Genomic DNA, 12,925 nt, shown 5'->3' with positions numbered 1-12,925 from the left:
CGAGCGCCACCAAGAGGCAGCGGGTACACGGTAGGGCCGATTGACAGCGACTAAGTATGTAAGGTGTACTTATTATATGGCACGAAACGTAGCACCTGCCGAAGTGCGTCGTCCGTCGGCGCGTACCGGCTCGACAGCGGGCAAGATACTACCCTCGGACGCGCGGATCCACCACCGTTCCCTGGTCCTCCAGCACCTGTTCGACGGCGGCCCGGTCAGCCGTGCCGACCTCGCGCGCCTCACCGGGCTCGCCCGAGTCACCGTGTCCGACGTCGTCGCCGATCTCCTGGAGAGCGACCTCATCGTCGAGCTGGGTGTCCGCCCGGGAACGCACATGGGCAAGCCGGCCACGCTCGTCGGCGTCAACGTCAGCGGCGGCTTCGTCGTGTGCCTCGACCTCTCCGACGACACGGTGCTGCGCGGAGCGCTCGTCGACCTCGCCGGGTCGCGGGTCAAGACGACGCAGGTCGACCTGGACGGGGCGACCGGGCAGGCAGCGGTCGACAAGACGATCGCCCTCGCGAAGCACCTGGTCAAGACGTCTCCTGGACGGGTCCTCGGGATCGGGGTGGGCACCCCGGGCGTTGTCACCGTCGACGGTGTGGTGCGCCGTGCACCCAACCTCGGCTGGACCAACGTCGACCTGCGCACCGAGCTTGAGGAGGCGCTGGGTCATCCCACCCACGTCGCCAACGACGCCGACACCGCCGCGCTCGCCGAGGACACCTTCGGGGAGGGCTCGGGCTCGGGCCTGCTCCTCGTGGAGATCGGCCACGGTGTGGGTGCCGGCATCCTGCTCGACGGCTCGCTGTTGCGCGGCCCGGACGGCGCGGCGGGTGAGATCGGCCATGTGAACGTGCTGGCCGACGGCCCCGAGTGCTCCTGCGGACGCCGTGGCTGCCTGGAGTCCCTGGTGGCCGTGCCGCGCCTGCGGGCCAAGATCAAAGGGCTGAGCGAGGCTGAGGCCGCGGGCGTCCTCGCCGCCGCCGGTCGTCAGCTCGGCAAGATCCTCGCCCCCATCACTCAGGCGCTGGGCCTGCGCGACGTCGTGCTCTCAGGCCCCGACGAGCTGCTCAACGGCCCGCTGCTGCAGGCGGCCGAGTCGACCGTGCTCGCGCTCACCCGACCGTTCGGGGACGAGCACGTGCGGCTGAGGATGTCCGCCCTCGGGCACGACGGCATCCTCGCAGGAGCGGCCGCCCACGTCCTCGACCGAGAGCTCGGTCTGTCGTGACCGTGGTGACGCCGAGCGGGTGACCGGTGCCGGGATCAGGATCCCGGCACCGTCCTACTTCCCCCACCTCAGACCAGTGATCCAGACCATTCGGTCAGATCGACGACGAGCGCGCCGACAGTCACGTGCTCAACAGAAGGAGCTCACCATGGAGATCGTGATCCAGCAGACCGCCGAGGACATCGCCTCGGTCGTCGCGGACTCGATTGAGCAGCTCGTCCGCTCGCATGCCGCCCCGATCCTCGGGCTCGCCACCGGGTCCTCGCCGCTCCCGGTCTACCGGGAGCTCGTGCGCCGACATGCCGAGGACGGTCTGAGCTTCGCCCGCACACGGGCATTCCTGCTGGACGAGTACGTCGGGCTGCCCCAGGGCCACCCGGAGTCCTACCGCGAGGTCATCCGCCGGGAGTTCACCGGCCTCGTCGACATCGCGGACGACCACGTGCAGAGCCCCGACGGCTTCTCCTCAGACGTCGCCACCGCGGGGACGCGGTACGACGCCGCGATCGCGGCGGCAGGCGGCGTCGACATCCAGCTGCTCGGGATCGGCACCGACGGGCACATCGCGTTCAACGAGCCCGGCTCCTCCCTCGCCTCGCGCACCCGGCTCAAGACCTTGACCGAGCAGACCCGCGATGACAACGCGCGTTTCTTCGACAGCGTCGACGACGTCCCCTATCACGTGCTCACGCAGGGACTGGGGACGATCCTCGAGGCTCGTCACCTCGTTCTCGTGGCCACCGGCGCGAACAAGGCGGACGCCGTGGCGGCCATGGTCGAGGGTCCGGTCAGTGCGTTCTGTCCCGGCTCGGTCCTCCAGCTGCACCCGCACGCCACAGTGCTGCTCGACGAGGCTGCGGCTTCCGGCCTCAAGCTTGCCGAGTACTACCGATACTCCTACAACCACAAGCCCGCCTGGCAGGGGTTGTGAGCGACACGCTCGTCCTCGCTCTCGACGTCGGCGGCACGAACGCCCGGGGCGAGGTCCTCGACGAGGGCCTCGGTCGTCCGCTCGTCAGCGCGAGCCTGCCCACGCCCTATGGTGACGGCGAGGCGACGCTCACGACGATCGAGCGGCTCTGCGGGCAGCTCATGTCCGGGCTCGACGCGACCGACCGTGGCCGGGTTCGCGCGGTGGGCCTGGGGGTTCCCGGGATCATCGAGCGTGAGACCGGCGTCGTGCGGCTTGCGAGCAACCTCGGCTGGGTCAACACCCCGGTCGGGGACCGGCTGAGCGAGAAGATCGGCCTCCCGGTGCATGTCCACCACGACGTCACCGTCGCCGGCCTGGCCGAGCACACCCTCGGTGCCGGCATGGGGACCGACGACCTGGTGGCGGTGTTCATCGGCACCGGGATCGCCGCCACGATCGTCTGCGGCGGGAAGGCGGTCGAGGGTGGGCTGCACCAGGCCGGCGAGCTTGGCCACGTACCGATCGTCGCCGGAGGCCTGCCCTGCCCGTGCGGACAGGTGGGCTGCCTGGAGATGTACTGCTCGGCCCGCGCGATCGGCCACGCCTATGCCCGCGCGATCGGCCGGCCCGGTGCGACCTCCCTCGACGTCGTGAACGCCCTGGGCACCGACCCGCTCGCCGACCAGGTCTGGTCCGAGGCGATCGACTGGCTCGCGCACGGCCTGCTGGGCGTCATCACCCTGCTGTCCCCGTCGCGCCTCGTCCTCGGGGGCGGTCTCTCGGAGGCGGGCGACGCGCTCGTCGCTCCGCTGCGTGAACGCCTCGAGACCCTGGCCCGGGTGGCCGCCATTCCTGAGATCGTCACCGCGCAGCTCGGCCAGCGGGCCGGTGTGCTCGGCTCCGGGCTGGCGACTTTCCGCAAGCTGGGCACCGGGCTGTCCTGACGGTCTCTCTGGTGAACCGGGCGGCCGCCCGTGGCCCTGTGGGCCGCGGGTAGCCGCCGTTCTTGTTCCAGCGCTCGTCCGGATGAGTGGCCTCCCGGACGACGCCAGGGTCACCTCAGGCGGTGGCGGCGTCCTGGAGCTCGGCGCCGCGCAGGTCGGAGGCCGGGAGGTCGTGCAGCGCCTCGACGAGCGGGGCGACCTCGGGGATCTGACCGGCCTGGGCGAGCGCCTCGGCGAGGGCCGCGTCGTGGGTGGGCCGCGTTGCGCGCAGCAGCGCCTCGCCCGCCGGGGTGAGTTCGGTGTAGATGCCGCGGCGGTCGTCCTGGCACAGGATCCGGGTGAGCAGACCGCGCTGCTCGAGACGGGTGACCAACCGGGTCGTAGCGCTCGCGCTGAGCGCCGCGGCGCGGGCGAGCTGCTGCATGCGCATGTGCCAGCCGTGCTGGCGAGACAGGGCGTCGAGCACCGTGTACTCGACAACGGACAGATCATGCTGGCCCTGGAGCGCGCGTTCGAGCGTGGTGTCGATGATCCCGTGCAGCGCGGCGAGCGTGCGCCAGCCCTGGGCCCGGATCTCGACGGCGTCGTCGGCGATTCCCATGTATCTCTCCTTGCGGTGCGTGGTCCATCCAGTATACGGCTTGCGGCAACTACCCGCGTGTGCAACTATTTAGGAAGCGCGTGCAACTAGTGTGTGCGCGGGTAGTTGCACACGCATCAGCATCGTGCGCACCACAGTTGCACTCGCACAGACAAGGACGAACCGCATGCCTCTAGGACTGCTTGCCCTCGCCGTCGGAGGATTCGGCATCGGGCTCACTGAATTTGTCATCATGGGCCTCCTGCCCGAGATCGCCGCCGAGTTCGGAGTTTCCGAACCGGTCGCCGGCTACCTCATCTCCGGCTACGCCCTGGCCGTCGCGGTCGGTGCGATCGCCCTGACCGCGGCCGTCCTCCGCTTCGACCGCAAACGGGTGCTCGTCGGTCTGATGGTCCTGTTCATCGCGGGCAACCTGCTCTCCGCCCTCGCCGGCACCTACGAGCTGCTGCTCGCCGGCCGGATCCTCGCGGCCCTGTGCCACGGCGCGTTCTTCGGCATCGGCGCAGTCGTCGCGGCAGACATGGTCGCCCCGGAGCGCCGGGCGGCAGCGATCGCCATGATGTTCGCAGGCCTGACCACAGCAAACGTCCTGGGAGTGCCCTTCGGGACCTTCCTCGGGCAGCAGTTCGGCTGGCGCTCGACGTTCTGGGCCATCACCGCGGTCGGCGTCATCGCGCTCGCCGGGATCGTCGCCCTGGTTCCGCCCACCACCCGCGCCGCGGGCGAGGAGCCCCCGCGTCTGCGCACCGAGCTCCGCGCATTCCGCTCTCCCCAGGTGTGGTGGTCCATCCTCGTCACGATCCTCGGCTATGGCGGAATGTTCGGGGCCTTTACCTACATCGCGTACACGCTCACAGAGGTGAGCGGCTTCTCATCCACGAGCGTCCCGTGGCTGCTGGTCGTCTTCGGTGCCGGGCTGTTCGTGGGCAACCTGCTCGGCGGCAAGGCCGCCGACCGTGCGCTCGTCCCCGCGCTGTCGGTCATCTTCGTCGCGCTGACCGTCGTGCTGGGCATCTTCGCCCTCACTGCGGGCAACCAGATCATGACCGTCGTATCACTGTTCCTCATGGGGGCCTTCGGTTTCGCGACCGTCCCCGGCCTCCAGCTCCGCATCATGAGCCACGCCGCCCACGCGCCGACGATGGCCTCGGCCGCGAACATCGGCGCCTTCAACATCGGCAACGCGCTCGGTGCCTGGATCGGCGGCCTGACCATCGGCGCGGGCCTGGGCTACGTCTCCCCGCTCTGGGCCGGCGCCGTGATGACCGTTGCGGCGCTCGTCGCCCTGACCGTCGCGTCGATCCTCGATCGCCGTGCCACCCCGCAGCCCGCCGCCTCTTCCCCCATCCTCACCACCCAAGGAATCTCATGAGCACCGCAGTCCCCACCATCCCCTCCGTCGCCCTCTCCGCCACCACCTCCATCCCCCAGCTGGGATTCGGTGTCTTCCAGGTGCCCGACGCCGAGACCACCGAGGCCGTCGGCCTCGCCCTCGAGGCCGGGTACCGCGCCGTCGACACGGCTGCGATCTACGGCAACGAGGCCGGCGTCGGGCGCGCACTCGCCCAGTCCAGCCTGACCCGGGACGACGTGTTCGTCACGAGCAAGCTGTGGATCGACAGCCTCGAGCGCCACGCGGTGCGCCCGGCCCTCGAGGCGAGCCTGGACCGCCTGGGGTTGGACCGGCTCGACCTCTTCCTCATCCATTGGCCGGCGCCCGGTCTCGGCCGCTTCGTCGAGGCCTGGGAGGAGCTTGTCGCGCTGCGCGACGCCGGGCTCGTCCGGAGGTGGGCGTCTCCAACTTCCAGCCCGCTCACCTCGCCCTGCTCGCGGCGACCGGGGTGACCCCGGTGATCAACCAGGTCGAGCTGCACCCGGCCTTCCAGCAGCGTGACCTGCGGGCCTGGCATGCGGAGCACGGGATCGTGACGCAGGCCTGGAGCCCGCTCGGGCAGGGCACGATCCTGGCCGACCCGGTCGTGGCAGCGGTCGCGCAGGCGCACGAGGTGAGCCCGGCCCAGGCCGTGCTGCGCTGGCACCTGCAGCACGGCTCGGTCGTCGTCCCGAAGTCCGTCACCCCGGCACGGATCGCGGCGAACCTCGATGTCTTCGGCTTCGAGCTGACGCCGGCCCAGATGGCGCAGATCGACGGGCTCGACACGGACGGGCGCATCGGGCCCGACCCCGACGTCTTCAACGGGTGCGCCTCACCCGGCGCGTGGCGCCGGGTGAGGCGCCGGGCGCGCGGTGGCGTGCGGAACGGCGTCGGGCAGATGCGGGACCTGGTGCAGTGAGATAGACCGGAGGCATGACTTCTGGGCAGAGCTCCCCGTCCGCTGTGCTTCGTCCCGCGGCTAGCCCGCTGCCCGCCGTCGCCCGTCGCCGCGTGCGATGGGCGCCTGCGGCGGCCGCCGTGGTCGCTCTGCTGCTCGTCGGCTGCGGCGACGGTGGACCGGGCGGGATCTACGGGAGCGACAGCCCCAGCCCGTCGACCACCGGATCGACCACCACGCCGACCCCGACGACCTCGGAGGCCTCGCCGTCCGCGACGACCGGCCCCGGCTGCACGCCGACCGAGATCGGGGCGCCCGAGGACGCGATCTTCGTCCAGGTGATCGACGTTGACGACGACGGCCGCCCGGACAAGGCCTGGATCAGCGGCGGCTCGGGACGGTCCTTCGGCATCACGACCGCCTCGGGGGCCACCTTCTCCACGCCGATCGTCTCCGCCAGCCCGATCCCGGCCAAGGGCGTGGTCAACAAGGTCGGCGCGGACGGAACGCCGATCGCGATCGTCGACGTCGGCCGGGAGGCGCTCGTCTACTCCCTCGCGGACTGCTCCATCCACCAGACGATGGACGTCAAGGGCGCGCCCTACACCTTCGACCGCGGATTCGGCGACCAGGGCACCGGCGTGGGCTGCACCGCCGTCGACGGCGTGCTGCAGCTCGCGGGCCTGCTCGCAACCGAGGAGGGCAGCAGCTGGACCGTCACGCGGACCTTCGTCGACCTGAGCGACAACGGCACCCTCGCCACCAACGGCGAGAAGACGGTCGTGGCGACCGACGCCGCGGCCACCGACCCGGTCGTTGTCACCGCTCAGGAGGTCTCCTGCGGCGACATGGTCGCCGGGCAGGACGGCCTCGTAGAACCGGAGTTCTGAGCCCACCCTGACCGAGCGCCTCGACCGTCGCGGCGGCGGCCAGGTCTGGGGCCCCGCGGCGCGCCGCCCGCGCGGGGCCGCTGATCAGGGTGCATGCTCGATGGCGACCACTGACGCCGTCAAGGAGGGCACGACATGGCAGGCGGCCTGAACATCTTCCGGCGCAAGAGCGTCGAGGAGGCACTCGCCTCGACGACGGACCCCGAGAGGTCGCTTAAGCGCGACCTGACCGCGTGGGACCTGGCGGTCATGGGCGTCGCCGTCGCGATCGGGGCCGGCATCTTTTCGGTCGGGGCGACCGCGGCCGCCAACTACGCCGGGCCCGGCGTCATCCTGTCCTTCGTCATCGCCTCGGTCGTGTGTGCGCTGGCCATCATGTGCTACGCCGAGTTCGCCTCGACCCTGCCCATCGCCGGCTCCGCCTACACCTTCTCCTACGCGACGATGGGGGAGTTCGTCGCGTGGATCATCGGCTGGGACCTCATCCTGGAGATGCTGCTCGCCGCGGCGGTGATCGCGAAGTTCTGGGGCGTCTACCTCTCGGACGCCTTCGGCCTGTTCGGCATCACCATCCCCACGACGATCCACGCCGGGCCCGTGTTGATCGACTGGGGCCCGGTGTTCATCGTCGGGGTGTTCACAGTCCTGCTCGTGATCGGGACGAAGCTCAGCTCACGGGTCAACGCCGTGCTCGTGATCCTCAAGGTGTCCATCACGGTCTTTGTCATCGTCGTCGGCTTCTTCTACGTCAAGGCCGAGAACTACACACCGTTCATCCCGCCAGCCGAGCCGGCGGAGAGCGTCTCCCGACTGCACCAGCCGCTCTTCGCCTTCCTGTCAGGCATGGAACCGACCACCTATGGCATCGTCGGTGTGCTCTCCGGCGCGGCCCTGGTCTTCTTCGCCTTCATCGGCTTCGACGTCGTGGCGACCACGGCCGAGGAGACCAAGAACCCGCAGAAGGCCCTCCCGCGCGGGATCCTCGGCGGCCTCGCGGTCGTGACGGTCCTCTACATCCTCGTGACCGTCGTGGTGACCGGGATGGTCTCCTTCCGGGAGCTCGCGGCCTCCGACAGCCCATCGCTCACCACGGCGTTTGTGCTTGTGGGGGCGGACTGGGCCGGGAAGGTCATCTCGATCGGCATCCTGCTCGGGCTGACGTCGGTCATCATGGTCCTGCTCCTGGGCCTGACCCGGATCGTCTTCTCGATGAGCCGTGACGGACTGCTCCCGCGCGGACTGTCCAAGACCTCGCCCCGCTTCCACACCCCGGTGCGGCTGCAGATCGGCGCGGGGATCGTCGTCGCGCTCATCGCGGGGCTGGCCAAGGTCGAGCTGCTCGAGGAGATGATCAACATCGGGACGCTGTCGGCCTTTGTGCTCGTCAGCTTCGGCATCCCGATCCTGCGGCGCAGCCGCCCCGACCTGCCGCGCGGCTTCCGGGTGCCGTGGTCTCCGGTCCTGCCGATCGTGGCCGGGGTCGCGTGCCTGTGGCTCATGTCCAACCTCACGACCCTGACCTGGTTGCGGTTTGCCGCGTGGCTTGTCGTCGGCACGGTCATCTACCTGTCCTACTCCTACCGCCACAGCCAGCTCGCCCCACCCCCCACCCCTTGAGCCGTCGGGTCCGCTGAGTGCGGTCACACGGCTGCCGGATGTCCGTTTTGGGCAGCCGTGTGACCGCACTCAGCGAGGGGTTTGGGACGGGGGTGTTCGCATGGTGAGATTCCTGGGATTTTGCTAGGCGCCGTCCGGTACGACGCCTAATCTCCCGCTCATGACACAGGCCCGCTCCAGCGCACCGCGCACGACCGCCGACGCCGCACGCGCCGTCCGCTCGTGTCGGCCTGGTCCCGCCTGTCGCCTGGTCGACCCTGCCCGGTAGCGCGTATCGCCTGCCCGACGCCGCCCGCCGGCCATGCCGGTCGGCTCGCCGCCCGTGCTGTGCACCTGCCGCTCCGGGACTGACCGGCCGCCGGCCGCCGTGCCCGCCGGTCTCGCCGTGCCGCGCGCCCTGCGGGCGCACCGCCTGACCGCGATCTCCAGTGTCCCGAGCCCGGGGCCTGACTCTCCCGACCCCCCTAGGGACTCCTCACCCATGAGCACCGACCTGATCTGGCGACGCCGCATCGGCGACCTGGCCCTGCGCCTGGGCGCGGTCGCGGTCTTCTTCGGCCTCTGGTGGTTCGTCACCGACCGCGGCGTGTGGTCGGAGATCGTCGTCCCCAAGCCGTCCTCGGTGTGGGAACGGTTCATCCAGTCCGTGACCGTCCACGACGACGTCCGGGGGCTGAGCGGCTACTTCCTCTGGGAGCACCTGTGGGCGAGCGCGTGGCGCCTGATCCGCGGTGTCGGCTGGGCCATCGTGATCGGCATCCCGCTCGGGCTGCTGCTCGCGACCAGCCGCCCGGTGCGGGTGGTTCTGGAACCCGTCATCAGCTTCATCCGCAGCCTGCCGCCGCTGGCCTACTTCAGCCTGCTCATCATCTGGTTCGGCATCGAGGACGCCTCCAAGGTGTGGCTGCTCTTCCTCGCTGCCCTCGCCCCGATTGCGCTGTCGGTGATCTCGGGGGTCGAGGGAGTGCGCACCGACTGGGTCGAGGCGGCTCGTTCACTGGGGGCCTCGCGGCTCCAGGTGGTCGGCCACACTCTCCTCCCAGCGATCCTGCCCGAGCTCTTCACGGGCCTTCGGCTGTCGATCGGCTTCGCCTTCTCCACGATCGTGGCAGCCGAGACGGTCGACGGCATCCCGGGGATCGGCGGGCTGGCCTGGTCGACGAAGAAGTTCCTGCAGACCGACGTCGCGATCATGTGCGTCCTGGTCATCGGCGTCTGCGCGGTCGGCATCGACCTGCTCATCCGGACTCTGGAACGCCGGCTCGTCCCGTGGAAGGGCCGGGTCTGAGGCTGGCCGTCCCTCACCTTTTCTCCCGCTGCTCCACTCATGCCAGCTCTACTGCCACCAGCTTCATCGCCGTCGGCCCATCGGCCCCGGCGTCCACCCCGAAAGGACCCCCCATGACGCTCCACCGGACACCCAGCCGATCGCATCCGCGGTCGTTCGCCCGCCGCGCCGTCGCGGCGCTCGCCGTCGTCGGCCTGCTCGGCCTGGCCGCCTGCTCCTCCGACTCCTCGGCCGACGGCGACGGCAACGGCGACGGCAAGAAGATCCCGCTGACCATCGCCTACCAGAACATCCCCAACGGCGACCTCGTCGTGAAGAACAGCGGCTGGCTCGAGAAGGCGCTGCCCGGCTACGAGATCGAGTGGAAGCTCTTCGACTCGGGCGGCTCGGTCAACGAGGCCTTCGCCGGCGGGTCGATCGACATCGGCCTGGCCGGGTCGAGCCCGGTCTCGCGCGGGCTCTCCGCCCCGATCGCCTACAAGGTGCCCTGGATCCACGACGTGATCGGCTCGGCCGAGGCGCTCGCGGTCCAGGACGGCATCACGTCGATTACGGACCTCGTCGGCAAGAAGGTCGCCGTCCCCTTCGCCTCGACCGCGCACTACTCGCTGCTCGCCGCACTCGAGACGGCCGGCGTCGACCCGACGACGGTCGACATCATCGACGCTGAGCCGGACGCGATCGCCGCGGCCTGGTCGCAGGGGTCGATCGACGCCGCCTACGTGTGGAACCCCGTCCTGGCCCAGCTGGTCAGCGAGGGCGCGACGATCCTCACAGACAGCGCCGACGTCGCTGCCTCGGGCAAGACGACGTACGACCTCGCCGTGGTCTCGACGAAGTTCGCGACCGACCACCCCGAGGCCGTCCAGGAATGGGTCGCCCAGCAGAGCCGAGCCGTCGAGCTCTACCGCTCCGACCCCGACACCTGGGCCAAGGCGGTCGGCGCCGAGCTGAGCCTCGATCCGGTCGAGGTGCTTGACCAGGCCGCTGGCTTGATCTTCCTCACCGCTGAGGAACAGGCCGGTCCCGAGTATCTCGGTGGCGGTCTGGGCACAAACCTCGTCGCGACGGCGAGCTTCAACCTCGAAGCGAAGTCCATCGACGCCGTCCTCGACAAGGATGCCTACCTCTCCGCGGTCTACCCCGACGCGGTCGACGCCGTGGCGAAGGGCTGATGTCAGCCCCGGGCCTTGCGGGCCTCACCCCGTCAGCACCGACCGCCTCCCGGTTGGTGCTGACGGGCGTGGAACAACGGTTCCGAGCCAAGGACGGCTCGACGACGCACGCGCTCGGCCCGCTCGACCTGGACGTCGTCGACGGCTCCTTCCTGGCCGTCGTCGGACCTTCGGGCTGCGGGAAGTCCACGCTGCTGCGGCTCGTCGCGGGTTTCGCCCAGCCGACCGCCGGCTCGGTCGAGGTCGGCGGACGGGTCGTCGACGGGCCGAGCCCGGACCGCGGCGTGGTGTTCCAGCAGCCGAACCTCTACCCGTGGCTGAGCGTCGCGGAGAACGTCGCCTTCGGGCTGAAGATGAGGCACGTTCCGCGGGCGGAACGGCGGGCGATCGTCGCCGAGCACCTCGAGCTCGTGGGCCTGGCCGACGTCGCCAGTCGCCGTCCCTACGAGCTCTCCGGCGGCATGCAGCAGCGGGTCCAGCTCGCGCGGGTGCTCGCCAACCGGCCCTCCGTGGTCCTCATGGACGAGCCTTTCGCGGCCCTCGACGCGATCACCCGGGAACGACTGCAGGACGAGCTGCTGCGGATCTGGCGGACCCACCGCACGACGGTCGTGTTCATCACCCACAGCGTCGACGAGGCCGTGTACCTCGGCACCCGCGTGCTCGTCATGAGCCCCCGGCCGGGCACGATCGTGGCCGACGAGCCGGTCACGTTCTCCACCTCCGACCAGGCCGGCGACGCGGTCCGCGACGACCCCGCCTTCATCGAGCAGCGACGTCGGATCTCGGCGCACCTGCGCCCCGCGCGCAACCAGAACCCCCAGAATCCCCAGAAAGAGTCCGCATGAGCGCTCCGAGCTTCCACTGGTTCCTGCCCACCGGCGGCGACGGCCACCAGGTCGGCGCGGTGACCGCGGTCCAGGACCGCGCCGGCGGGTCGGTCTCCCGACCGGCCACGGCCGACTACCTCACCCTGGTGGCGCAGGCCGCGCGGCAGGCGCACTTCGGGTCCGTGCTCACCCCGACCGGGCTGGGCTGCGTGGACCCGTGGATCGCGACCGCGATGATCGCCCAGGCTGTCCCGGACCTCACCTTCCTCGTGGCCTTCCGGCCCGGGCTGGCCTCCCCGACCCTCGTGGCGCAGCAGGCCGCGACCTTCGCCCGGCTCACCGGCGGGCGGGTCGCGCTCAACGTCGTCACCGGCGGCGACCCGCTCGAGCAGCGGGCCTACGGGGACCGGGCCGCGCACTCCGGCCGCTACGCCCGCACCGACGAGTTCCTCACCGTGCTGCGGGGGTTGCTTGAGGGGGAGGAGGTCACCCTTGCGGGCGACCACCTGCAGATCGACGGTGCTCGGCTCGTCGACCCGCCCGACGTCGTCCCGACGATCTACCTGGGCGGAGCCTCCGAGCCGGCGCTCGACATTGCCGCCCGGCAGGTCGACACGTTCCTCACCTGGGTGGACTCCTACGAGGCGGTCATCGCGCGCCGCGACGACGTCGTCGCGCGGGCGGCCCGCCACGGCCGGGAGCTACGGGTGGGCGTGCGGGTGCACGTCATCGCTCGGGAGACCTCCGGTGAGGCGTGGGCCCAGGCCGACCGCCTGCTCGCGGCGATGGACGACCAGGCGATCGCCGCCAGCCAGGCCCGCTACGCCCGGATGGACTCCGTGGCGCAGGCAAAGATGACCGCGCTGCACGGCGGGCGCCGCGACGGACTGGTGGTCGATCAGAACCTCTGGGCCGGCATCGGCCTCGTGCGCGAGGGCGCCGCAACCGCGCTCGTGGGCAGCTACGAGGAGGTCGCCGCCCGGATCTCGGAGCTGGCCGCGGCAGGGATCGACGAGTTCGTCCTGTCCGGCTACCCCCACCTGGAGGAGGCGCTGCGCTTCGGGGAGCACGTGCGGCCGCTGGTTGCGCTTGCTGGTTCCGCGGGCGGCCGAGGGTGAGGACATACCGGCCGACGTCGGCGTCGGGCGCCGCGGTGACCG

The 12,925-nt window shown here is 70.7% G+C and carries 11 protein-coding genes and 1 pseudogene; 11 read left to right on the top strand and 1 reads right to left on the bottom strand.

What is annotated here, in order from left to right:
• Nucleotides 1–76: 76 nt before the first annotated feature.
• The 3 genes from BLQ50_RS01655 (at nt 77) to BLQ50_RS01645 (ending at nt 3,091) form a co-directional block, all read left to right on the top strand.
• Nucleotides 77–1,234 carry an ROK family transcriptional regulator gene (locus BLQ50_RS01655; RefSeq protein WP_093180712.1) on the top strand — a complete coding sequence of 386 codons (1,158 nt, stop codon included), beginning with the start codon at nt 77–79 and terminating at the stop codon, nt 1,232–1,234.
• A gap of 148 nt (nt 1,235–1,382) precedes the next feature.
• Entirely contained in the window at nt 1,383–2,165 is a 783-nt protein-coding gene (gene nagB, locus BLQ50_RS01650) for a glucosamine-6-phosphate deaminase (RefSeq protein WP_093180711.1), read from the top strand.
• Nucleotides 2,162–3,091 carry an ROK family protein gene (locus BLQ50_RS01645; protein WP_093180709.1) on the top strand — a complete coding sequence of 310 codons (930 nt, stop codon included), beginning with the start codon at nt 2,162–2,164 and terminating at the stop codon, nt 3,089–3,091. The genes nagB and BLQ50_RS01645 overlap by 4 nt, the downstream gene beginning before the upstream one ends.
• Before the next feature lie 115 nt (nt 3,092–3,206).
• On the opposite strand, the gene BLQ50_RS01640 is transcribed toward BLQ50_RS01645, so the two are convergent.
• Nucleotides 3,207–3,692 carry a MarR family winged helix-turn-helix transcriptional regulator gene (locus BLQ50_RS01640; protein WP_093180707.1) on the bottom strand — a complete coding sequence of 162 codons (486 nt, stop codon included), beginning with the start codon at nt 3,690–3,692 and terminating at the stop codon, nt 3,207–3,209.
• A gap of 166 nt (nt 3,693–3,858) precedes the next feature.
• On the opposite strand from BLQ50_RS01640, the gene BLQ50_RS01635 reads away from it, so the two are divergent.
• The 8 genes and pseudogenes from BLQ50_RS01635 to BLQ50_RS01600 all read left to right on the top strand — a co-directional run bounded on the left by BLQ50_RS01635 (nt 3,859) and on the right by BLQ50_RS01600 (nt 12,883).
• On the top strand, nt 3,859–5,064 hold the full coding sequence (locus BLQ50_RS01635; RefSeq protein ID WP_093180705.1) for an MFS transporter: 1,206 nt from the start codon (nt 3,859–3,861) through the stop codon (nt 5,062–5,064).
• Nucleotides 5,061–5,986, top strand: a pseudogene (locus BLQ50_RS19315) (aldo/keto reductase). Before BLQ50_RS01635 ends, BLQ50_RS19315 begins: the two are co-directional and overlap by 4 nt.
• A gap of 14 nt (nt 5,987–6,000) precedes the next feature.
• Nucleotides 6,001–6,855, top strand: coding sequence for a hypothetical protein (locus BLQ50_RS01625; protein WP_139185681.1), 855 nt, complete (start codon nt 6,001–6,003; stop codon nt 6,853–6,855).
• 135 nt (nt 6,856–6,990) lie between these two features.
• Nucleotides 6,991–8,472 carry an APC family permease gene (locus BLQ50_RS01620; RefSeq protein WP_175558979.1) on the top strand — a complete coding sequence of 494 codons (1,482 nt, stop codon included), beginning with the start codon at nt 6,991–6,993 and terminating at the stop codon, nt 8,470–8,472.
• 481 nt (nt 8,473–8,953) lie between these two features.
• Complete coding sequence (locus BLQ50_RS01615) at nt 8,954–9,760, top strand: ABC transporter permease (protein ID WP_093180701.1); 807 nt, start codon at nt 8,954–8,956, stop codon at nt 9,758–9,760.
• A gap of 113 nt (nt 9,761–9,873) precedes the next feature.
• A complete protein-coding gene (locus BLQ50_RS01610) occupies nt 9,874–10,935 on the top strand; it encodes a taurine ABC transporter substrate-binding protein (RefSeq protein WP_093180699.1) in 1,062 nt (353 codons plus the stop codon).
• A complete protein-coding gene (locus tag BLQ50_RS01605) occupies nt 10,935–11,783 on the top strand; it encodes an ABC transporter ATP-binding protein (RefSeq protein ID WP_093180697.1) in 849 nt (282 codons plus the stop codon). Before BLQ50_RS01610 ends, BLQ50_RS01605 begins: the two co-directional genes overlap by 1 nt.
• Nucleotides 11,780–12,883 (top strand): LLM class flavin-dependent oxidoreductase, encoded by a 1,104-nt coding sequence (locus BLQ50_RS01600; RefSeq protein WP_093180695.1) that lies wholly within the window; start codon nt 11,780–11,782, stop codon nt 12,881–12,883. Before BLQ50_RS01605 ends, BLQ50_RS01600 begins: the two co-directional genes overlap by 4 nt.
• Nucleotides 12,884–12,925: the final 42 nt, after the last annotated feature.

The sequence above is a fragment of the Sanguibacter gelidistatuariae genome (assembly GCF_900096585.1).
Taxonomy (GTDB): Bacteria; Actinomycetota; Actinomycetes; order Actinomycetales; family Cellulomonadaceae; genus Sanguibacter; species Sanguibacter gelidistatuariae.
This window is presented reverse-complemented; position numbering and strand designations above follow the sequence as displayed.